We start from the raw sequence: 22,861 nt of genomic DNA on the forward strand, positions 1-22,861 counted from the left end.
TGAATCAGAGATTATTGTGGGGTATATACCGGCTTACCGTCTTTGCCCACTACTTGCTGCCAGCTGTCTTTGAATAAAGCAACAGCGGTATCAGAAAACGGGACATAATCAAGCGCAGTTGCTGCATCATCACCTTGATCATAAGCCCAGCTAAAGAAGTTCAGTACACCAGCAACTTGCTTGGGATCTTGCGGCTGCTTATGTACTAAAATAAAAGTTGCAGCGGCAATCGGCCATGCCTCGGCAGTTTCAGAGTTGGTAATAACCTTATAAAAGCCTGCTTGCTGCGACCAATCAATATCGCCAGCGGCGGCAAAGCTTTCTATAGAAGGTTGTACGAAATTACCAGCGGCATTCTTGAGTGCCACATGTGACATATTGTTTTGTTTGGCATAAGCGTATTCAACATAGCCAATTGCATTGTCCATTCGGTTGACATAGCTTGCTACGCCTTCGTTACCCTTACCTGCCGCACCACGATCAGAAGTTGGCCATTTAACAGTCTTGTCGACCCCCACATTATTTTTCCAATCGGGAGATACTTTGGCTAAATAATCAGTAAAGTTGAAGGTTGTCCCTGAGCCATCTGAGCGAAATACGGTAGTAATGGGACTGTCCGGCAGGCTTAAATCTGGATTCAACTGCACGATAGCAGGATCGTTCCACTTGCTGATGTTACCCAAATAGATATCGGCTAGCATTTTGCCATCAAGCTTTAATGCACCAGGCTCTATGCCTTTAATATTAACCACTGGCACCACGCCACCAATGACCATTGGGAATTGAATTAGACCTTCTTTCGTTAATTCTTCTGGCGTCATTGGCGCATCTGAAGCACCAAAATCAACAGTACCTGCGACTATCTGCTTAATACCACCTGACGAGCCAATAGATTGATAATTGACTTGCCCACCGGTAGCACCGTTGTAATCGGCTGACCATTTGGCGTATATAGGCTGTGGAAACGACGCACCGGCGCCAGTGATATTCATGGATACTTGATCGCTACTAGCAGAGCTGGCGTTATTTGATCCGCTACTATCAGCGCTATTATTCGCGGCTGCGCTACTGTCAGTCGCGGGTGCTACAGTGGTGTCGGTTGATTTATCACATGCCGTAAGCACTAAGGTACAACTGACGGCCACTGCTAATAATGAATAACGCATATAAGACTCCTGAAGTATGACAACTGCAAAGGTTTAATAACTGCACTAGATAGTATGATCCCTGACATGCGTTGCAGTGTGCCAAGCTTTGATGACAGTTTGATGACAACCGTAATAGCAACTGTAAAAAAACAATAACCGTCAAGTTAGAAGATTTTTGCTGTGACTAAACCCGTTTTTAATAACCAGTCTAAAATTGCATAGCACTGAATGGCATGACTAAATTGAATGGTATAGTTAAAATACCTTAAAAACGCGACGGTACTGCTGGTATAAGCTTTTTGCAGCCTCTGTCTGCGTAGGCACAGCAAGCAAGAAAAACTTGTGCCAGCAGTATGTTATGTATCGATATTACTTTTCATTGACTATATGACTAAATTGAATGGCTAAACAGTAGGAATAGAATATTTTAAGGAAGTAACACAGCCTGAGAGGATTTTTTATAAGACTAAATATCATTAGCAGTCATAGCAGAAGTTTGTTAGTATAAAGTTGATTTACAACACTGACAGACTCGGGGTGCGATGTATCAATGACTGATTCATAAGCAGTCATTAATACATCGCTGAGAGATCACCCGCCGAACCTGATGCGGTTAGTACCGACGCAGGGAAGTCTAAGCTGATGTTATCGTCTTGCAAAGGGCGCGCAGAAATGCCTTATTATTAGAATCACTTTTTAGCCCAAGTTCAGTCGCTAGCGTTCGCTGGCTAATAAGCCAGTAAATAACTCACCAGCTGATAAACTGGCTGATAAACCGGCTGATAAACTGACTGATAAAGAGTATGGCGGTTAATAATAAGTAGCGCCCAACAATCAAGTTAGATTTATGCCCTATCATTATGTTTGTTAGCGCAGTGACTTTAAATCTATGATTGAATTTGCCTACGTAGCTATCGCTTACCCCCGCAGATTCTGGCGGTGTTGCCTTTAACAATGGACAACACAACACGCTAGGACAGCATATGACTACTGCAATAGATACCTTAAAAAACACGCCAAACGCTAATGCACAGATAGACGCACACGCCGTCGATACCTATATCCCAGCTAACCTCTCAAATGCCGCTAACGCGACTAAAGATAAAGCGGATAAAAAAGCAGATGCCCTAAAAACCCCGGCTCATCGTGCTGCTACTGATGCCCGTTTTGAAGAAGACGCCCGCGACTTACACCGTATTCTCCCCGCTTCCCGTAAAGTATATATCGAAGGCTCAAGGCCCGATATTCAAGTACCGATGCGTGAAATCAGCTTAGCCGACACGCCGGTGGGCGGTACGGGTGACAAAGAAGGCGAGCACAATCCGCCATTTTATGTCTATGATACCTCAGGCGTCTATACTGACCCCAACGCCACTATTGATCTCACTAAAGGCCTACCAAAACTGCGCGAAGGCTGGATAAACGAACGCGGTGATACTGAACAGCTGGCTGGCCTATCAAGCAGCTACGGACAGACGCGTGCCCGCGACATAAGCACTGCCAATCTAAGATTCGCCCATATTGATAAACCGCGCCGTGCCAAAGATGTCGCTGGTAAAACTGGCAATGTCACGCAAATGTACTATGCACGCCAAGGTATTATTACCCCTGAAATGGAATATATCGCCATTCGCGAAACCCAAAAGCAGCATGAATCAACGGATATGCGCCAACATGATGGTGAGACTTTTGGCGCAAGTACCCCTACTGTTATTACGCCTGAATTTGTGCGTAGTGAAGTGGCGGCAGGTCGCGCCATTATCCCCAATAATATTAACCATCCTGAATCCGAACCAATGATTATCGGCCGTAATTTCTTAGTGAAAATTAATGCCAATATCGGTAACTCGGCATTAGGGTCTTCTATTGATGAAGAGGTCTCCAAAATGACCTGGGCGACGCGTTGGGGTGCGGATAACATCATGGATTTATCCACCGGCAACCATATTCACGAAACCCGTGAATGGCTGATTCGTAACTCACCAGTGCCGATTGGTACCGTGCCTATTTATCAAGCGTTAGAAAAAGTCGATGGTGTCGCTGAAGATTTAACCTGGGAAATATACCGCGATACGCTCATTGAACAGGCTGAGCAAGGCGTTGACTACTTCACTATTCATGCTGGCGTGTTATTAGATTATGTGCCACTGACAGCCGGACGCTTGACGGGCATTGTCTCGCGTGGTGGCTCAATCATGGCGCAGTGGTGTTTGGTACATCAACAGGAAAACTTCTTATATACTCATTTTGAAGATATCTGCGAGATTATGAAAGCCTATGATGTGGCCTTTAGCTTAGGTGATGGTTTGCGCCCTGGCTGCTTGCAAGATGCCAACGACGAAGCGCAATTTAGCGAGCTTAGGACATTGGGTGAATTGACTAAAGTTGCATGGAAACACGATGTGCAGATAATGGTTGAAGGCCCAGGTCACGTGGCTATGAACCGTATTAAAGAAAATATGGACTTACAACTTGAGCTGTGTGACGATGCCCCATTTTATACCCTAGGGCCGTTAACCACCGACATTGCACCCGGTTATGACCATATTACTAGTGCCATTGGCGCGGCAATGATTGGCTGGTTTGGTACGGCGATGCTGTGTTATGTCACACCTAAAGAGCATTTAGGCTTGCCCAATAAAAAGGATGTCAAAGACGGTATCATCACTTATAAGATTGCGGCTCATGCGGCCGACCTTGCCAAAGGCCATCCCGGAGCACAGGCGCGTGATAATGCCCTATCAAAAGCACGCTTTGAGTTTCGCTGGGATGACCAGTTTAATCTGGCGCTTGATCCGGATACGGCGCGTGAGTTCCATGATGAGACTTTGCCAAAAGACGCGCACAAATCTGCTCACTTTTGCTCGATGTGTGGCCCTAAATTTTGCTCAATGAAAATCACCCAAAACGTCCGTGAATATGCAGCGGGGCTAAAAAGTAAAGAAGCGTAAGCTAATTGATTAGCGCTACGTTAGTTCAATACAGAAAAAGCCCCGCAATTTAAGTATAAAAGAACTTATTTGGCGGGGCTTTTTTATGTTTCTAGCTTGCTCTTTGACTTTACACTTTTGACGCCTGATAAATCTCATCAATCGAAGTATTGATAGTATCAGCGAAATCTTTATCACTTTGATGTTTGCTCAAGCCTTCAGTAAAGGCACGTGAGAAACTGGCAATCATACCTGGATTTTTCTTGAGCTTAGCACAAGCGTCATTACGGCTATAACCACCAGATAAAGCCACTACTTTAAGCACTTTTGGGTGGTCAATCAGCTCTTGGTAAAACCCAGCTTCTTCAGGCAAGGTCAGCTTTAACATCACTTGTTTACCATCATCTAAACGCTCAAGATTATGTAAGATATTGGTTTTAAGTATCAGCTCGCAGTCATGCTTTTTGGTACTGTTGATATCAACTTCTGGCTCGACGATTGGCATCAGGCCCTTTGAGATAACTTGCTTAGCGACATCAAATTGCTGCTGTACGACTAACTCAATCCCATCAACATTGGGCTCATAAATGACCGAACGCATCTTAGTACCAAATACCGGATAGTTCTTGGCTTTGTCTAATAATAAGTCTAGATTGGGCATTGGGCGCATCACTTGCACGCCGCTCATTTGTTCTGCTAAGCCTTTATCTACCTTTAAAAAAGGCACGATATTTTTGTCTTCCCATAAATAGTTAGCGGTAGGCTTGCCATTAACCTCACGCTCCATAGTGTCTTCAAACAAAATCGCACCAAGGACACGTTTATCATCAAAGCACTCGCAAGTCATAATCCGCGCACGCATTTCATGCACAAGGTCAAACATGGCCTCGTCATTATCATAGTCGTCGCCAGTAACGCCATAATTTTCTAACGCTTTGGGCGTGCTGCCACCACTTTGATCAAGTGCAGCGATGAATCCTGAACCATTTTTTATACGTTGTAATTGCTGTTGATATTCCATTGAATGAGCGTCCTATTTTTATTAATAAAGATCAAATGTTACAAAGGTAAACGGTCGTTTGTCAGTTTATACGAGCCTGATCATATAAGGCTAGTCGTTTGTCAGTTTATACGAGCCTGATCATATAAGGCTAGCCGTTTGTAGATAACCTTACCATAGGACACGCGCGGTGCCTATATCTGATAAGTTAAAGCAGCTAAATTTGAGAAATCATAAAAACTTACCTTTATATTAAAACCATCAGGCTAAAAACAGTACCACGACACAGCTCATTGCTAATACTAGTCCTAGCACATTGATACGGTTGAGCGACTCTTTGAATACGCCGACCCCAATCAGGGTAGCCACAGCGATGACACCGACGTTCATGCCGGTAAAGACAATACTGGGTGAGTCAGACAATACTTGATGCGCGCGAATATAAGCATAAATATTTCCCATATTTAACGCGCCGAGCAGTAATCCAGCAACTAATGCTCGACCTTGCCAGCGTACACGGGTGATAAGCAAATAGAGAAACAATAGTAAGCCGGCCAGCCCGAAGCTGACAAATAACGTCAGTGGAAACGCAGCGCCTTGTTTAGCAACCTGTTTGAATAAAATGTCGATAATACCGTAGCCTACCCACACGCCAAACAGCCACAGAGGCGTGCGAAGTACATTTTTATTGATCCCATTATTAGACGGGTTATTGATACTGGTATTGTTTGTACCGGCACTACTCAAGTTTGCACCATTCATATTTACACTAGCAGTATCATTAACAGTAGCTGGCTGCTGCGGGCGATAGACCAGTGCCCCAAGCGCTAAAAACCCTAAAGCCAAGCCAAAAATACGCGTGCCCGTTAATACTTCACCAAATAAGATAAACGCAGCGATAATAGGGATAATCAATGACAAGCGTTGGGCCGCATCAGTGGCGACCATACCGACCGCTGCAATGGCTCGACCAAGAATCACGAATACCGCTGGTAATAGTACCCCAAGTGCAATGATAATAGCCCAGGCACCGCCAAGCTCAGCAACGCCACTAAGCTCAGGTTTGAGCAATACCCAAGTCAGCAAAAAGGCCACCGGATAGCCGGCAACAATGGTTTGGCGGATATCTATATTTTGTTGTCTTAATACCTTAAGCAGTACAGAGACGGCAACACTGCATAGCACCGCAATCGTTAAATACATCATGAACTTCTACCTTATTGAATTGCTATGCTCTTCATCCATTGTTATTTAATTCAGCACTCGTAAACCAGCACTGCTTAATTAAGACAAAATATGGAATGTAACAAAGTATTTCATTTTCAGCAATCTATTTATTCTCGTCTAATAAGTCGCGCACTATTCAATCAATTAGCAATAAGTGCCTGCTCCGTTCAAATTACAATTACCATGCAGGCGCGATTGCGAATTTTTGGTAAAATACACGGCTATCCCACTAATAAAAGTCACAGCGCCAGGTAACGTTTATCTTGGCGTATTGCTACTGCCTATGAATTCTCTATTTCGATTTTTTGAATCGCGTCTCTCGGCCTTCCCTGACACGCCAATGCCCCTGCCTCGTGAGGGCCTGGTAAAATTTCTTTGGGCGTGTACTAAAGGTTTACGTGGCTGGCTATTGCTATTTATGATTTTGTCCGCGGGTATCGGGATTTATGAAGCCATGCTGTTTGCATGGATTGGCAATATAGTCGATTGGCTCGGTACTTATACGCCGCAGAATCTATGGGCCGAAAAAGGCGATACGATGCTGCTGATGCTCGCCGTACTAATTATTAGTCCCTTTTGGATTGCCTTATCTTCCTTTATTCATTTTCAAACCCTACAAGGCGTATTTCCAATGCAAATGCGCTGGCGTTTTCATCAGCGCATGCTTAGTCAATCCATGCAGTTTTATCAAGATGAATTTTCGGGTAGGGTCTCTGCCAAAGTGATGCAAACGGCTCTAGCAGTACGCGAGACTGTGATGACGGTCGCTGATATGTTTATGTATGTCACCGTCTACTTTATAACGACAAGCGTCATTCTATTTAATTTAGACAGCTTGTTATTGATACCGTTTGTGGTTTGGTTTGTGCTGGTTGGGCTGACCATGTGGTACTTCATCCCCAAGCTCAAGCAGACCGCTGTTGTCCAAGCTGACGCGCGCGCTTTGATGACGGGACGTATCACCGATGCTTACGCCAATATCATGACCGTCAAGCTGTTCAGTCATTCACGCCGTGAGCTGGGTTATGCTAAAAATGCTATGGGCCAGTTCTTGGGAACCGTCCACGCACAAATGCGCTGGGTCAGCTATTTGGAAGTCTCCACCCACCTTATCAGTGTGATCTTGGTTAGCAGCACGGCTGGCATTGCCTTATATTTATGGCAGCAAGGTGCGGTCGGTGTTGGTGCTATTGCAGCTGCAACAGCGATGGCCTTGCGATTAAATGGCCTGACCCGCTGGATCATGTGGCAGACGGCAAGTTTGTTTGAGAGTATCGGTACCGTTCAAGACGGCATGCGTACCTTGTCTGCACCGCAAACCATCGTGGATAAACCCAACGCCCCAGCCCTAAAAGTCACTAATGGTAATATAGTTTTTAATCATGTGGACTTCAGCTACGAGGGTGAGAATGGTGTGGCTGCGATCCAAACAGGTGCAAAAGTTGATGTGGTTAAGACAGCAGAAACAACGCTAGAAACCTCACGCGTAAGACTGCTGGATGACTTTCATTTAAATATCAAAGCAGGCGAAAAGATAGGCTTAGTTGGACGCTCAGGTGCCGGTAAATCAACCTTAGTTAATCTACTACTGCGCTTTTTTGATGTGGATAGCGGCAAAATTTATATCGATGGGCAAGCGATTAATGAGGTTACCCAAGAGTCATTACGTCGACAAATCGGTATGGTGACCCAAGATACCTCGCTACTGCATCGCACTGTCCGTGAGAACATTGCCTACGGCCGCCCTGATGCTACCGATGATGAAATCATATTTGCATCCAAGCAAGCACAGGCATGGGACTTTATCAAAGAATTATATGACGATAAAGGCAACACTGCCCTTGATACTCAAGTCGGTGAGCGTGGGGTCAAGCTCTCTGGCGGTCAACGTCAACGCATTGCTATCTCACGGGTCATGCTCAAAAACGCGCCTATTCTATTACTAGATGAGGCCACTAGTGCCCTTGATTCTGAAATTGAATTTGCCATTACCGAAAGCTTAAACGATATCATGACCGGCAAAACTGTGATTGCTATCGCCCACCGTTTATCGACTATTGCAGCACTTGATAGATTGGTAGTGATGGATAAAGGGCGTATCATTGAGCAAGGCAGCCACAATGAACTACTGGCATTAAATGGCGTTTATGCCCGATTATGGCATCGTCAAAGTGGTGGCTTCTTAGGGGAAGACAGCTAAACGGCCAGAACTTCGCTGAATTAAACAACACAAGGATGTGGCATCATTATGGAAGAACTTGCAAAAAGTATTGCTATTAACGGGCAACAAGCGCGCTATTACGATTTGAGTGAACTTGATGAGACGGCTGATTCAGATGCCAACTTACGGGTGCCGGCGCACTTTTATGCTGGCAATGGTTTCACAGTCGGTGCCTATACACCGTTATTAAAGGCGCTGGGTTCAGGTTTTGACATCTCATCATTGGCGATGCGTGGTTACTGGTACGATAAGCCGACCAGTGGACGACTCACTCGCGCCCAAGATGCCGATATGCTGATTGAGTTTTTAGAAAAGACCCAAGAGGCTCCTATCGTTGGTATTGGTCATTCGCAAGGGGCAACTGCCACCGCTATTGCTGCGGCCAAGCGTCCTGACTTGTTTTCACAGTTATATCTCATAGAACCAGTGACTTTCACCAAGGCGCAAACGCTACTGTATGACCTAATGCCACGCGCCCTCAAAATGACTCGTGAACCTTTCAAAAGCACATTAACCAAACAAACCACCTGGCCAAGTGTGCAAGCCTTTTATGAGTACCTGCGTGCGCTGCGTGCCTATCGTCGTATTAGCAATGAGCATTTACAAGTATTCGCTGAACAAAGCTTAGTCGCACAGACAGATGACAGTTATGCCTTGATGTTTACTCCTGAGCAAGAGCTGGCCAACTATTTTGGCACCCCTTATATTGATGCGGCCCTCAAAAAGCTACGTTGCCCTTATACGCTTATTACTGGCAAGCCCACGCTATTTATTAATGATAAAGTCAGAAAACAGTGGCAAAAATTTGTCCCTGCTGAGCGCATTATCTCTTTGCCCGATTACGGCCACTTGCTACCCATGGAAGCGCCTATAGAATGTGCTCGTCTTATCTTAAATGGCTATGACCAGTATGATAATAATAAAGGCGCTCAAGCTCAAAAGAGTAAAACAGCGGCGCACAATAAGATAAAGTCGAACTAATGGACGATTTATTTGCGCCCCATCCTACTGAGAATTTATTGCCTTATGATGGCCAGCTTTACGATTTAGGGCGGATAGAAATAGGACAGCGACTTTTAAGATCGCTACCTTCAGAAGCAGTGGTTGATAATATTGATGAGCTATACCAGACGTTATTAACCACCCTGCCTTGGCAATCTGATGTCGTTACCTTGTTTGGCAAGACTCATATCACTAAGCGGCAAATTGTTTGGATGGGTGATAAGGGTTTGAGCTATCGCTACGCTGGGCATACCCGACAGGCCACAGGTTGGCATCCTGTAGTGTTTCACGTGAAACAACTTATCGAAGACAAAATACGCGCTCTAAATCTTGATGTGGTTGGTGCGGCTGATATGGTTAGCACTAATGGTCAAGATCATATCACTCAAGACCATCGTCCCTATTTTAATGCTTGTTTGCTTAATTACTATCCTTCAGGTGATGAGGGTATGGGCTATCATGCAGACGATGAAAAAGAGCTTGGCCCGCAGCCTTTAATAGCAGCCCTGTCTTTGGGGGCAACTCGTAAAATGTTATTTAAGCATAAACCAGTTACAGGTGAAGAGAGACAAGACAAAGTAGAGCTGTATCTTACCTCCGGACAGATTATCTTGATGGCAGGCGTTACTCAGCAGTATTGGAAACACAGTATTACTAAAACTAAAAAAGTTAATGAAGGTCGGATTAGCCTTACTTTTCGGCGTATGATTACAGCTTAACAAAACTCGCCATTTTAGATAGTACAAGTTTAGATAGCACAGGTTTGGATGACTATAATTGAAATCGCTATAATTGAAATCACTATAATTGAGATCCATCTAATGGATGACTAGCCCTAGTTTTACCGTCGTTTATACTGCCGTATTAACCGCTACACTAAAACAACGAGGGTCAATAAGGCTAACAAGGTAATAATAGGGCATGTACAGCACCCACGCACAAAGGGTAAAAGTATGCAGCTGTAGTAATATACTGAAATTGGTCAGCATACCCTTTTTGCTGTTTTTATACAGAGGCTTCTAAGACGATTTTGCCAAAGGTACCACCTTTTTGTAGCTCAAGGTGAGCCGCAACGACTTCTGACAATGGATAGCTTTGCTGAATATGTAAGGTTAACTTGCCATCAGCGACTTGCTGTAGCACACGCGCCATATCTTCACCACTGCGCTGAGCAGCGTAACCGGCCACAATTAGGTTTTTCTCATTGCCTGCACCTTTAAGCTTATCCACCCAAATGGTGGGTAACACATTAACCCGTCCACCTGATTTGAGGACACCAAGCGCACGTACACCTGCTTCATCACCGACTAAATCAAGTAATACGTCGGCTTGCAAGTCAGGGAATGCCTCGTCTTTAGTGTAGTCAATCCAACCGGCAAGCTGATTTTTGTCTATTAGATCAGCCAGTTTATGATATTTTTCTGGTGAGCAAATAACGGTTACTTTAATATCATCTTGCGCCACTTTTTCCATTAATAGCTGAATTAATAAATGACCGACCCCACCCGCTGGCGCATTCATCACCACGTGCTCGCCTTTTTTAATATCGGCAAACGCTATAAACTGTAGCGCGGTTTGGCCAGCACAAGGTAGCGCAGCAGCTTGTTTTAGAGTCACTCCCTCTGGTACTTTAGCCAGTAGCTTGGCGTCTACCGCCACATATTCAGCATAACAACCGCCATCAAAGGTAAGGGCAGCAACTTTATCACCAACAGCGAACTGATCGCTATTACTGATGGCTACTTCACCTGCAACATCAAAGCCTAAAATGGCAGGCTCATTATGATCAAATTTATTTTTACGAATATTATCCGCGCCCCAGCCTTTGCCTTGGCGTGTTTTGTAGTCGACCGGATTGATACCTGCATAAGCTACCTTTATTAGTACTTGTCCTTCAGCAAGCTCTGGCATAGCAACACCGTCATGGTATTTCATAACTTCAGGCTCGCCAAATTCAAGAATAACGACCGCATGTTGACTGCTTGGTAGCTGCTGATTAGAAGCGTTAGACATAGTAATACATCCTTATATTTTATATATCGGGGTTATTTATTAAGCGTTATTGTTTGCTTTGCAGGCCTTTTAAATAGTTTCAATTATTTAAACGGGCTTTTTTCTTAAATAGACTTGAATAAATGGGTACCAGTAATGTATTTATGGCAAAGCCAACTCTGCACTAATAGGCAAATGATCTGATAGCGTAGACCACGGCTTGCCCGTATGTACCCAGGCATCCTTTACAATCAAATTGCGTACATAGATGCGATCTAAGCTCAGAACGGGCAACTTTGCTGGAAAGGTCGGTAGTAGTTTACCATGACAGGATTTAAATGCTTCTGTCAAGCCAAGGCTAGTTGCTAGCTTATCACAAGACATCTTCTTCCAATCATTGAAATCACCGGCCAGAATCAGCGGTTGGTCAGGGGCAATCGCATTACGCACATAGTCACTAATTGCCTGATATTGCTTGATCCGGTCACGCTCAAACAGATTTAAATGCGCGCATAAGACCACTACTGGCATATCCCAGCCTATTGGTTGCACCTCACAGTGCAAGACCCCACGTTGCTCCAACTTATTAACCGTGATATTGACGTTATGTTTGGGGTCTAATGGAAAGCGGCTAAGTACGGCATTACCATGATGACCGTTTTCGTATTCCGAGTTTTTACCGTAGCTGTTTTGTAGCTGTAAGAACTCACCGAACCATTCGTGCTGCGACTGGTCAGGATATTCGTTGTATTGTATGTTACGCCTAAGATTTTGCCCTTGCACTTCTTGTAGACACAATATATCTGCCCCCACTGCTTCCAACGCTTGGGCGATGCCTTGTATTTTTACTTGGCGGTTCAGTGGCGACATACCTTTGTGGATGTTATAGCTGGTCAGGACCAAAGAGGTTGTAGTATTCATATACTCAGTATTCATGGAATAAGGATTGGAGATAGTTATCATCATAATTTTAATAAAGTACTCATGAGAGTACTCATAAAAGCACTCATAAAAGAGCCATAACGATATTACCTAACATTGAACTTATGACTATCATAGACCATCATTAGCAAAACAATCAGGCTAACCAATAAAAAGTAACAAACCGTCACTACTAGAATTTTAATAACAAGCCGCTTGATCAAACGACCCCGTCTACTAATCCTATTAAATTATTATGTCTATCAAAAGAGTGAGAAATCAGACATTAAAACTAAGTCTCACTATTCGCCCCTGATTACTGACTGCCCTATGACTGCATTTTCGGCGATTTAGTCTTGCTATATACCGTCGATTGCTAGGTAAAACTAGCATTTGCGCCTATCCATACTAGCCGTAAGTTTTATCTAAATAATCAATAATATCTGCTGATTCATACATCTTAGCGTCAGTATTAGGGTCAATCAGGTAAGGAAACTGTAGCTTACCGTCCATTACTTGATTCATGATGCGCTCGCGTTTACCCCCTTTAATAGGATGGTATTCGCCAAGATTTAAACGCATCCCAAAGCCGCCGATATCCTGTATTTGTTCGCGCGCAACACTGTGGTTGATATAACCTATTTCAAGCTCGCTTAATTTTTCGCGTACCAAACGGCAAAATGGACTGGCTTCGAAACCATATAACTGTAGCGGTTCTTTAGGTTTACCACGCGCTAAGTTCTTTTTCGGATGGTCCGCTTTAACACCACGCATCATCGAGGCAATACTAGTCGCTTTATTGCTCAAAGTGGCACTGTCTCCATTAGAGGCTCGATAGTTCTCAGGGGTAGCGCTTTTTTTAGAGTAATGGGTAAATAGATGATCGATGATGGCTTGTGAGTCTAGTATTTTATCACCCGTGTTGTCATCGATTAGAAACGGTACTTGCGCTTTACCCACCAGTTCTTTGAGCTCATCACGATAAACATGACCTTTACACGGGCTAGGACGACTTTCATAATCGAGGTTCAAATGAGTCATGACTTCACGTACTCGGCGCGAGTACGGGCAAGCTTCATGTTCATACAAGATGAGAGACTCATCAGGCTGCATCGGCGCTGCGGTACCCATATTGCCTCGCCCACCTCGTAGTAATGTCGAAGTAGTGGCTTGTAGGCTTTTTAGTTTATACCCGATCATATTATTTGAAAAACCCATCATCAGTGTCCTTATTGTCATAACTGTTGTTTGTAATTGCGACTCAAGGCTATTATTTGTATTATTTTTTATATTATTAGCATTCAAGTGATGTATGTTTAGTAGCGCTGATTGCTATTGATTTTAGTACCGCCTATTTATTCTCAGTGGTATCTGCTAAAAATTATTTTTGGACTGTTTTTAGACTGACCAATATAAAAGGGCATTGACTCTCAACGAACCAATGCCCTTATGACGTGCTTAATGCTTACTGCTTATTCTTTACCAATCATTAATAACGAGTAACTAACGCAATAGGTTGGTCTTCGCCCATAATGTCTTTAGGCATGAATACCGCTTTGCCACCATTATGAATCACATGTTCGATAATTTCGCCAATGGCATCATCGGTTACGCCCTCTGTGGCAGTGTCATCCGCCATGATCAAGGTCTGCGCTGTTTCGTCAATCTTGGCGGATTGCATATAACCGCGACGAACGTATAAAGTCTCGCCAGCACCTTGATAAGCAGCACGGTAAACTTCTTGCAGGTCAGTGCGTAACATCTGAGCACCACGGGCTTTGTCAATTTCGCTCAATGCCGCTTCATGTAGTGACGTACGATATTTTTCTACCGCTTCTTGCACGCCATCAATAATATGTTGGGCGTTGCCTTCTTCAAGTTCAGTCAGATTCGAAACAGTAGCGATGATATTATCTGGACGGTCGCATACATCTTGATAATAGCTAATATTACGCGCATCACCGACGATCACTAGCGGCATTTTGTGTTCGCCCCACAGTTCTTGTACACTTTTGTCAACACGGTTAAAGAACTCTTTTAGATAACTGTTTTCGTTGTCTGCTGAACGATCTGAACCGCCATCACCAGTCGTGTATAAGCTATTATTTTCGATAGGGAATGGGATACTTTCCATATGGTTTTGGCTATTAGAATCTTTGTCCATTTCAACCACGACACGGTCGTTCGACGCTTCAATTAAGCGGGCCTTATCACGAGTAAGCACCACAGTATAATAATGCACGGCACTGGCCATATCACGTACTAGGTCACGAGTAGCGAAACGATCTGAAATTACCACACGCTCTACAGTATCGATAGGCATACGAACAATTTGCACATCGTCAGTACTTGCAAAAACAGCTAAAGTATCGAGGTTATAATTATGATTTAACTCTTTAATTTCAGCATGAATTTTATCTAAGATGGTGGTCGCAGTACGTTTATCATATTCTTTAATTAAGCGTTCTTCGGCTACTTTTAGCTGATTTTTTAGCGCGATAGGATCTTTTTCATTTTCAGGATGTTCACGGTGAGTCTTCACAAAGATACTTACCGCTGGATTGGCTTTGGTTTCACGTAAACTTTTTAGAGTTGCTTTCATAAATAGTTCTCCATATTTTATTGTTTTTGAGACTTAATCATATTTGATTACTAACATGATAAGTTAGCTTTATTAAATATTTATTATTTACTTTTTTTGCTAGGGATTAAGATGATAATAGAATTAACCTCCTAAATTAATAACGGCCTGTTATTAATGTAACACTCATCAGCGTAATATTCTCAGTAATATAATATTTATATTCCACTGTGTTCATCCTACCAATTTCACCCTGCTGGCTGTAGGGTTAGTTTGCAAGCAAATGATGACACTTTGTAAGCAAGTTAGTCAATATTGGGTATTTATAAATTCATTTGCTTAGGCTTCTGCTATTCAGGCAGAATACTTAGGCAGGTTATGACTTGTACAACTTAAAAACTAGGATTTGAAAGTATAAGTACTAGAGAATCTCAGTAGTTAGGCGTTGAGTACTTGAGAGTATAGATAATATGTATGTGCAGTAGGCCTAGGCTTGCATTCTTACCCCTCTATACCCATCTTTTAAGTAGCCGTTAATATTTAGACCATTCTTAGCAATCTGCAGCCACGACCTACAAAATTTTAATTATAAATAACACCATTTATTAATATTGGATCTCTTTATGACTACTCTTAATTCGGATTTGCACCTTGTTGACTTTGCCGCTACTAATCCAAGCGACCTACAGACGCAAGTAACCACGGCTATTGATCAGGCTAATACCTTTTTAGATGAGCTGGCATCGATAACGAATAATGATGAAGGTGCTGTTGGCATCAGCGCCAAGCAGGCACTAGCGGATGTCATGGCCTTTGATCATATCAATCTGGCATTGGATCGCAGTTGGGGTATTTTGTCGCATCTTAATGGCGTAATGAGCAATGATGATATTCGTCATGTGCATCATGAGCTGCTGCCGAAGCTATCTGCTTATGGCACTCGGGTCGGGCAACATCAACCCCTATTTACTCGTTATCAAGCCATTATTAATGATAAGGCATTTTTAGCGCAGCTGGAACCTGCTCGAGCGCGGGCGCTTGAACTGGCTCTACAAAGCTTTGAGTTATCAGGGGTGGCGTTACCAAAATCTGAGCAAGATACGTTTGCCGCTATTCAAAGCCAGCTATCGACCTTGTCTGCGACATTCTCAGACCATATTTTGGATGCCACCCAAGCTTATGTGCTACCTATTGAACAACCACAGTTGGCAGGCTTGACTGACGGTGGTTTAGCGCTATTAGCCGATGCTGGTGCCCAATATAAAGTACGCGAGTTGGCCAATGGCTCACTTTCGCAAGCTGAGAGTGATGCCCTGCCTACCCCTTATTATGTGGCTACCTTAAATATCCCTGTTTATCTAGCAGTCATGACTCATGCAAATGATCGCAGTTTACGCGAAACGTTATACCGTGCTTATGTCACTCGTGCCTCGGAATTTGATAATCATACTAATAGCAAAGGTGAATCACTAAATAATGCTGACATCATGAGTCAAATCATGCAACTGCGCGAGCAAAAAGCCCAATTACTAGGCTTTGCTAATTACGCTGAGGTGTCTTTATCGACTAAGATGGCAGACAATGTACCGGAAGTTGAAACCTTTTTACGCAGTCTAGCGGCGCAAGCAACACCAACTGCCAAACAAGACTTAACACAACTACAAGAATGCGCACGCGATTATGACATCACAGACTTGCAACCGTGGGATAGCGCCTATATTGCCGAAAAGGTCAAACAAAATAAGTTCAGCTTATCGCAAGAAGAGATTCGTCCCTACTTTCCATTACCAAAAGTCATTGATGGTTTATTTGCCATTGTTAAGCGCCTATACGGTATTACAGTGCGTGAACAAAGTGCTTCTAACGCTAGTGAAACTGTCGTATCACGCTGGCATGACGATGTGCGTTTTTACCAGTTATTTGATGAAAAAGACACCTTGATTGGTGGTTTTTACTTTGATTTATTTGCTCGCAGTGGTAAGCGTGGCGGCGCATGGATGAGTGGTTTTCAGTCCCGTTATAGTCATGAGGAGCTGAACCATCATCAGCTACCGGTCTGTTTCATGGTCGGCAACTTTACCCCAGCGCTTGACGGCAAACCAAGCTTGCTCACCCATGATGAAGTGTTAACCTTATTTCATGAGTTTGGTCATGGTCTGCATCATTTATTAACCCAGGTTACTGTTGGTGATGTCGCCGGTGTCAATGGCGTAGAGTGGGATGCAGTCGAGCTACCCAGTCAGTTTATGGAAAATTGGGCGTGGGATGCTGAAGGCATTGCACTCATCAGTAGTCATGTAGAGACCGGTGAGCCATTACCCAAAGACAAGCTTGACGCCTTATTAGCAGCCAAAAACTTCCAAAGTGGTATGCAGACTCTACGTCAGATAGAATTTTCACTTTTTGACTTACTGATTCACGCGCACACGCCAGCTTTAGATTATGACGGTATTCTCGCGACTTTAGATAATGTGCGCAGTGATATTGCTATTATGGAAACCCCTGACTACAACCGTTTTACTAATGGCTTCAGTCATATCTTTGCCGGTGGTTATGCAGCGGGATACTATTCTTACAAATGGGCGGAGCTACTATCTGCAGATGCCTTTAGTAAGTTTGAAGAAGAAGGCATCTTTAATCCTATAACGGGTAAAGCTTTCCGTGACACTATTTTATCCGTGGGTGGCAGCTTACCTGCTAAGACTAACTTTGAGAATTTTCGTGGTCGTAGTGCTAGTATTGATGCCTTATTACGCCATAGTGGCTTTAGTAACGCGACTCAAAATGAGGCGGCTAATACGCAGATCAAACGCGAGGTCAGCTAATGCGCTATAAGTCTCCGCGCCCAAAACGGCAGTTTTTAGCAGGGGTTCGCTGCCCTAAATGTGAAGCGGCAGATGCGGTAGTGCAAGTCAATATCGTGACACCTGAGCCTGATGAATATATTGAATGTACCCAATGTGGGCATACAGAACATCGTCCTGACCCTGATGAAATTAGTGCCAAAAACCATGCAGAAGACCAGCTTGCGCGTGATGTCATGGCGACCGGCACAAGCGGTACTGTGAAATTTAAAATCTAAAGTTTCCAGACAGAATACTTAAAATCAAAACCTGAGTTCTTATGTTGACCCTTAAATAATATTTAAGACATTAGCCTATCAATAGATAGGCTTTTTGTTATAGATAGGTTTTTTATTTTGGATTTTAAGGTCTTAGACTGTTTTTTATACCACTTACTGTCACGAGATATCTATAGTCAATGAAAAGTAATATCGATACATAACCTACTGCTGGTATAAGCTTTTCTTACTTGCTGTGCCTACGCGGACAGAGGCTGTAAAAAGCTTATACCAGCAGTACCGTAGTGTTTTTGAGGTATTTTAACTATATTATGGCAGCTCTACAATTCACTCATGCCCCCATAAAGTATTCCACTTTAGATATCAGCTTGTAAATTATTAACATGTCTCAGTTGTTTTTAAATGACGGATCATACTCAAATTTTAAGCCCATAAAAAAACCGCCTTGAGCACTAATAATAAGTGATTCAAAGCGGTTCTTTTTATTGAGGCGACATTCTAGTGCTACATTAATAGAATAGTCACTTAGCTCTGTTCAATGCCTTTCATAGTCAATTTAATGCGACCACGGTTATCAACGTCTTGGACAAATACTTTAACGATTTGACCTTCTTTGAGATAATCAGACACATTCTCTACGCGCTCTTCTGCGATTTGAGAGATATGGACTAGGCCATCAGTATTTGGTAGGACGTTAACGAAAGCACCGAAGTCAACGATACGAGCAACCGTACCTTCATAGATTTTACCTACTTCGACTTCTGCAGTTAAGGCTTCGATTTTACTAATAGCAGCTTTAGTCGCGGCTTTATTTTCACCAAAGATACGAATCGTGCCGCCGTCATCAATATCGATAACCGCGCCTGTTTCTTCGGTTAGCTGACGAATGGTTGCGCCGCCTTTACCAATAACTTCACGAATTTTATCTGGGTTGATTTCAATCACTGCATAGTTAGGCGCATGTGCGTTGATTTCAGTACGGCTTGCGGGCAGTACTTTATTCATCGCATCTAAGATATGGATACGACCAGCATGGGCTTGTTTGAGCGCTTGCTCCATGATGTCTGGGGTAATGCCTTCAATTTTAATGTCCATCTGTAGCGCAGTGATACCGTCTTTAGAGCCAGCAACTTTAAAGTCCATGTCGCCAAGATGATCTTCATCACCTAAAATGTCAGACAATACGGCAAAGCGCTCGCCTTCTTTAACCAGACCCATCGCGATACCAGCAACGGGTGCTTTCATTGGTACACCAGCGTCCATCAATGCCAAGCTGGCACCACAAACAGAGGCCATAGAAGATGAACCATTTGACTCAGTGATCTCTGATACCACACGGATAACATACGGGAAGCGTTCGCTATCAGGAAGCATCGCTTGTACACCGCGGCGCGCTAAGCGACCATGACCGATTTCGCGACGTTTAGGAATACCTTCACGGCCGGTTTCGCCGACTGAGAAATGCGGGAAGTTGTAATGCAACATGAAATGGTCACGAATAGTACCACCTAGCGAGTCAATCATATTGACATCACGGCTGTTGCCAAGGGTAGTGGTCACTAATGCTTGGGTTTCACCACGAGTAAATAACGCTGAACCATGGGTAAATGGTAACACGCCTACTTGTACATCAAGGGCACGTACCGTATCAAGGTCACGACCATCAATACGTGGTTTGCCAGACAAGATGCTGTCACGAACCGTACGATATTTTAGCTCGTTATAGATTTCTTTTAGCTCAGATACATTGTTGCTATAAGCTTCTGACTCTGAATCACCTGCTAGTGTTCCGATAGCCGCTTGCTTAATATCATCCAACTTAGTGTAACGTTCTTGCTTGTCAGTAATGGTATAAGCGTCAGCAACTTGTACACCGAACTGCTCTTTCATAGCACTTTCAAGCGCTTGGTCGTGCTTAGGAGCAGTAAACTGTTGCTTAGCAGTACCTACTTCTGCTGCTAATGAGGCAATATTATCAATAACAATTTGCTGTTGCTCATGGCCATATAGTACAGCGCCTAGCATTTGGTCTTCTGATAGCTCTTTGGCTTCAGACTCTACCATCAATACTGCCGATTTTGTACCAGCGACGATTAAGTCCAGATCACTCTCTTTAAGTTGCTCAAGCGTTGGGTTTAGAACGTATTCACCGTTAATAAAGCCAACACGTGCACCGGCAACAGGGCCGTTAAAAGGCGCGTCAGAGATAGATAACGCTGCTGAAGCGCCAATCAATGCGGCGATATCTGCAGATTGAGTTTTATCTGATGACACTACCGTAGCTGTGATCTGAACTTCGTTCAAATAGCCTTCAGGAAATAACGGACGAATTGGACGGTCAATGAGACGCGAGGTTAGGGTTTCAAACTCGCTAGCACGGCCTTCACGTTTGCCGTAAGCTCCTGGGATCTTACCAGCAGCATACATTTTTTCTTGATAGTTAACCGTCAATGGAAAAAAGTTTTGCCCAGCTTTTGCTTCAGACTTGACGACTGCTGCTACTAATACAGTAACGCCACCCATGTGAACTAAAATAGAGTTGGCTTGGCGAGCAATACGACCAGTCTCAATGATAACTTGCTGGTTGCCATATTGGAATTCACGTTTAATGGTGTTGAACATTGTCGGATTTGTCATATAATTTTCCTAATGTTGGATGACGAAAATAATATCAGCGCTGTAAGGAGCCTGATATCAGTCGTTAAAATTTTTCTGGCTATAACCGCTAACTGAAGAGCATTGTACTTGCGAGTTCTGCTCGTAAGTACGGTCACTGTTATGCATTTATCTTACGGATTTATCTATACTGCTACATCTTTTAGTCGTTCAAATTCGATTGTTCATAAGTATCTTTTCTATCAGTACCAATGAAGCTTTGACGTTATAAAGGCCACATTATATATGGGCTATTAACTTTTTTAATACCTACATCTTCTATATGTAAGCATGGCTATAAAAACTCACAGTGCACTATTTTACAGGGATTTATAGCCATTGACCAATTAATTACAAAACTGAGCGAATGCTAGTATTTTTTGCTACTTTTACCATAAGTTATTCCTGCTTAAACCTATAGCTTTACTTACTGTTCCACGGCTATTAAGCAGGCTATTATCGCCTAGCTTTATCTTCTAAATTTGACGTAAAGCCTCTAAACACAATAGCCATAAAAAAACGGCGTGAAACTATTCCACACCGTTTTTTACTACTCAACTATTATGTCGATAACAACAAACAAATACTCATAGAGCGATCACAAAGTATAGAATTATGCCAAAACATGTCGCACGTTCTAACTTAACGGCACCTATGAGGCTGTTGCTAAATTAACGACGTAGACCAAGCTGGCTGATAACCGTCGTATAACGACCAAGATCTTTGCCTTTTAAGTAATCAAGCAGTTTACGACGAGTATTAACCATACGGATAAGACCACGACGGCTATGATGATCAGCTTTGTGAGCTTTAAAATGGTTCTGCAAATCATTAATGCGTGCGCTTAATAGAGCGACTTGAACTTCAGGTGAGCCCGTGTCGTTTTCGCCACGTTGGTATTGAGCAATGATTTGTTCGCGATCAGTATTAGTTAACATAGATTTCTCCGGCAATGCTAAAGGTTACAAGTGACATTCAATAAATTTGAACGCCTATGAAACGATAGAATAGTATAAATAAAATAGCTTACCTGCCATTCGGGACAACCCTGCATTACTAGAGTTGACCTAGTGGTCAGCAAGCACGATGTATTGACTTGGGGGCGATTATAACAAAAAACTGCTGAACAAACAGCAACTTTCGGCAGTAGTTTCAGCAGTTTTGAAAAATAATTATGATAATAAATAGGATTCTACAGCTTACTTATCTTTGCTATTTTTGAGGTCATCTTGGGTAGCATTGCTACCCAGTTCCTCATCTGACAAGGGCGCAGTAGTCGCCTCAGCTAAGCTATCAGGAATAGGGTCTTTACTTGGATTAATATCATCTGCTAGCCGTTGTATGTTTTTTTCTTGCTTGTCCATATCTTCTGTGGGCTTGTTCATAATAACTCTCCTAGTTTATTTTATTATCAATAATATAATTTTAAAATAATCTAATGTTAAAAATGCCAACCATTTAAACAGTTAGCATTTTCAATTAGATACTCAAAACCTAAGCTAAAACAAAAAGCTTATTTTTCTTTCTTAGCATTTTCTGCATTGTCGGCGATACGATCCGCTGCTTCTTCCGTATCTTTTGTATAGTTGCTTTCAGTTTGGTTCTTTAATGAGGCAGTAGCTGCTTCAGAACGTTCTTGCTCAAGCTTAGTATGGTTGGGGTTAGGCTGTGACATAGTGATTTCCTTTTTTGTGTTATGAATGGATATGGTTAAGTCAAAATTTCTGTTAAATATACAATTAGAGCTTAGTACATTCATATTTTTTGTATTATTATTTTTATGATTACGTTTTCTATTAGACTCTCTCATTCAGACTTTCTAATTTTTAGTCTTAATTTAATCTAGATTTTTATCATTAATTTTTATCATTAATACAACTGTGCGTCATAGATATGTTTGGACTACTTAATGAGTATATAAAAAAAGCAGGTTCCACTATAGGTGGAACCTGCAATAAAATGTGACAGTATGTGATTAGTGTAAGGTGTTAGTAAGTTTTATAGAATTGAGGATCATTTATTCTGATCCACCCTAAATGTACTAACTATAGTCAATGAAAAGTGATGTCGATACATAACCTACTGCTGGCATAAGTTTTTCT

The 22,861-nt window shown here is 42.8% G+C and carries 17 protein-coding genes and 1 riboswitch; of the genes, 6 read left to right on the plus strand and 11 right to left on the minus strand.

Going from position 1 to position 22,861, the window contains the following annotated elements; all coding sequences use genetic code 11:
• Positions 1 to 11: 11 nt before the first annotated feature.
• Positions 12 to 1,166 (minus strand): phosphate ABC transporter substrate-binding protein PstS, encoded by a 1,155-nt coding sequence (pstS, locus tag RCH20_RS03695; protein ID WP_327192634.1) that lies wholly within the window; start codon positions 1,164 to 1,166, stop codon positions 12 to 14.
• Positions 1,167 to 1,671: 505 nt separating this feature from the next.
• A riboswitch (TPP riboswitch) is annotated at positions 1,672 to 1,796 on the plus strand.
• A gap of 335 nt (positions 1,797 to 2,131) precedes the next feature.
• On the opposite strand from pstS, the gene thiC reads away from it, so the two are divergent.
• On the plus strand, positions 2,132 to 4,099 hold the full coding sequence (gene thiC / locus RCH20_RS03700; RefSeq protein ID WP_327192635.1) for a phosphomethylpyrimidine synthase ThiC: 1,968 nt from the start codon (positions 2,132 to 2,134) through the stop codon (positions 4,097 to 4,099).
• A 109-nt stretch (positions 4,100 to 4,208) separates the two neighbouring features.
• Here thiC and RCH20_RS03705 read toward each other — a convergent pair whose 3' ends face one another.
• Entirely contained in the window at positions 4,209 to 5,099 is an 891-nt protein-coding gene (locus RCH20_RS03705) for a fructose bisphosphate aldolase (RefSeq protein WP_327192637.1), read from the minus strand.
• Between the two features lie 240 nt (positions 5,100 to 5,339).
• Positions 5,340 to 6,284, minus strand: a complete 945-nt coding sequence (locus RCH20_RS03710) for an EamA/RhaT family transporter (RefSeq protein WP_327192638.1) — start codon at positions 6,282 to 6,284, stop codon at positions 5,340 to 5,342.
• 304 nt (positions 6,285 to 6,588) lie between these two features.
• Between RCH20_RS03710 and RCH20_RS03715 the strand changes: the two genes are divergently transcribed.
• From RCH20_RS03715 to RCH20_RS03725, 3 genes are read left to right on the plus strand one after another with little or no spacing between them, the layout of a single operon-like run.
• Positions 6,589 to 8,505 (plus strand): ABC transporter ATP-binding protein, encoded by a 1,917-nt coding sequence (locus tag RCH20_RS03715; protein WP_327192639.1) that lies wholly within the window; start codon positions 6,589 to 6,591, stop codon positions 8,503 to 8,505.
• 48 nt (positions 8,506 to 8,553) lie between these two features.
• On the plus strand, positions 8,554 to 9,507 hold the full coding sequence (locus RCH20_RS03720; protein ID WP_327192640.1) for an alpha/beta fold hydrolase: 954 nt from the start codon (positions 8,554 to 8,556) through the stop codon (positions 9,505 to 9,507).
• Entirely contained in the window at positions 9,507 to 10,247 is a 741-nt protein-coding gene (locus tag RCH20_RS03725; RefSeq protein ID WP_327192641.1) for an alpha-ketoglutarate-dependent dioxygenase AlkB family protein, read from the plus strand. The genes RCH20_RS03720 and RCH20_RS03725 overlap by 1 nt, the downstream gene beginning before the upstream one ends.
• Before the next feature lie 286 nt (positions 10,248 to 10,533).
• Here RCH20_RS03725 and RCH20_RS03730 read toward each other — a convergent pair whose 3' ends face one another.
• The 4 genes from RCH20_RS03730 to RCH20_RS03745 all read right to left on the minus strand — a co-directional run bounded on the left by RCH20_RS03730 (position 10,534) and on the right by RCH20_RS03745 (position 15,043).
• The gene (locus tag RCH20_RS03730; protein WP_327192642.1) at positions 10,534 to 11,541 is read right to left on the minus strand and encodes an NADP-dependent oxidoreductase; all 1,008 of its coding nucleotides are present in this window, start codon (positions 11,539 to 11,541) and stop codon (positions 10,534 to 10,536) included.
• A 141-nt stretch (positions 11,542 to 11,682) separates the two neighbouring features.
• Positions 11,683 to 12,441 carry an endonuclease/exonuclease/phosphatase family protein gene (locus RCH20_RS03735; RefSeq protein WP_209955922.1) on the minus strand — a complete coding sequence of 253 codons (759 nt, stop codon included), beginning with the start codon at positions 12,439 to 12,441 and terminating at the stop codon, positions 11,683 to 11,685.
• Positions 12,442 to 12,849: 408 nt separating this feature from the next.
• Positions 12,850 to 13,662 carry a glutathione S-transferase N-terminal domain-containing protein gene (locus tag RCH20_RS03740; RefSeq protein ID WP_327192643.1) on the minus strand — a complete coding sequence of 271 codons (813 nt, stop codon included), beginning with the start codon at positions 13,660 to 13,662 and terminating at the stop codon, positions 12,850 to 12,852.
• A gap of 268 nt (positions 13,663 to 13,930) precedes the next feature.
• Entirely contained in the window at positions 13,931 to 15,043 is a 1,113-nt protein-coding gene (locus tag RCH20_RS03745; protein WP_327192644.1) for an AOC03_06830 family ribosome hibernation factor, read from the minus strand.
• A gap of 602 nt (positions 15,044 to 15,645) precedes the next feature.
• Here RCH20_RS03745 and RCH20_RS03750 point away from each other — a divergent pair.
• A complete protein-coding gene (locus RCH20_RS03750; RefSeq protein ID WP_327192645.1) occupies positions 15,646 to 17,847 on the plus strand; it encodes a M3 family metallopeptidase in 2,202 nt (733 codons plus the stop codon).
• Positions 17,847 to 18,104: a YheV family putative metal-binding protein gene (locus RCH20_RS03755; protein WP_209955928.1), complete on the plus strand. Its 258-nt coding sequence runs from the start codon at positions 17,847 to 17,849 to the stop codon at positions 18,102 to 18,104. The genes RCH20_RS03750 and RCH20_RS03755 overlap by 1 nt, the downstream gene beginning before the upstream one ends.
• Positions 18,105 to 18,629: 525 nt before the next feature.
• Here RCH20_RS03755 and pnp read toward each other — a convergent pair.
• The 4 genes from pnp to RCH20_RS03775 all read right to left on the minus strand — a co-directional run bounded on the left by pnp (position 18,630) and on the right by RCH20_RS03775 (position 22,434).
• Positions 18,630 to 20,726, minus strand: coding sequence for a polyribonucleotide nucleotidyltransferase (pnp, locus tag RCH20_RS03760; RefSeq protein ID WP_327192757.1), 2,097 nt, complete (start codon positions 20,724 to 20,726; stop codon positions 18,630 to 18,632).
• Between the two features lie 704 nt (positions 20,727 to 21,430).
• Complete coding sequence (gene rpsO / locus RCH20_RS03765; RefSeq protein ID WP_209955930.1) at positions 21,431 to 21,697, minus strand: 30S ribosomal protein S15; 267 nt, start codon at positions 21,695 to 21,697, stop codon at positions 21,431 to 21,433.
• A 261-nt stretch (positions 21,698 to 21,958) separates the two neighbouring features.
• Complete coding sequence (locus RCH20_RS03770; RefSeq protein ID WP_327192646.1) at positions 21,959 to 22,144, minus strand: hypothetical protein; 186 nt, start codon at positions 22,142 to 22,144, stop codon at positions 21,959 to 21,961.
• Between the two features lie 128 nt (positions 22,145 to 22,272).
• Positions 22,273 to 22,434: a hypothetical protein gene (locus tag RCH20_RS03775; protein WP_327192647.1), complete on the minus strand. Its 162-nt coding sequence runs from the start codon at positions 22,432 to 22,434 to the stop codon at positions 22,273 to 22,275.
• Between the last annotated feature and the right edge of the window lie 427 nt (positions 22,435 to 22,861).

Origin of the sequence: Psychrobacter sp. PL15, assembly GCF_035984995.1 — a bacterium.
GTDB lineage: Bacteria > Pseudomonadota > Gammaproteobacteria > Pseudomonadales > Moraxellaceae > Psychrobacter.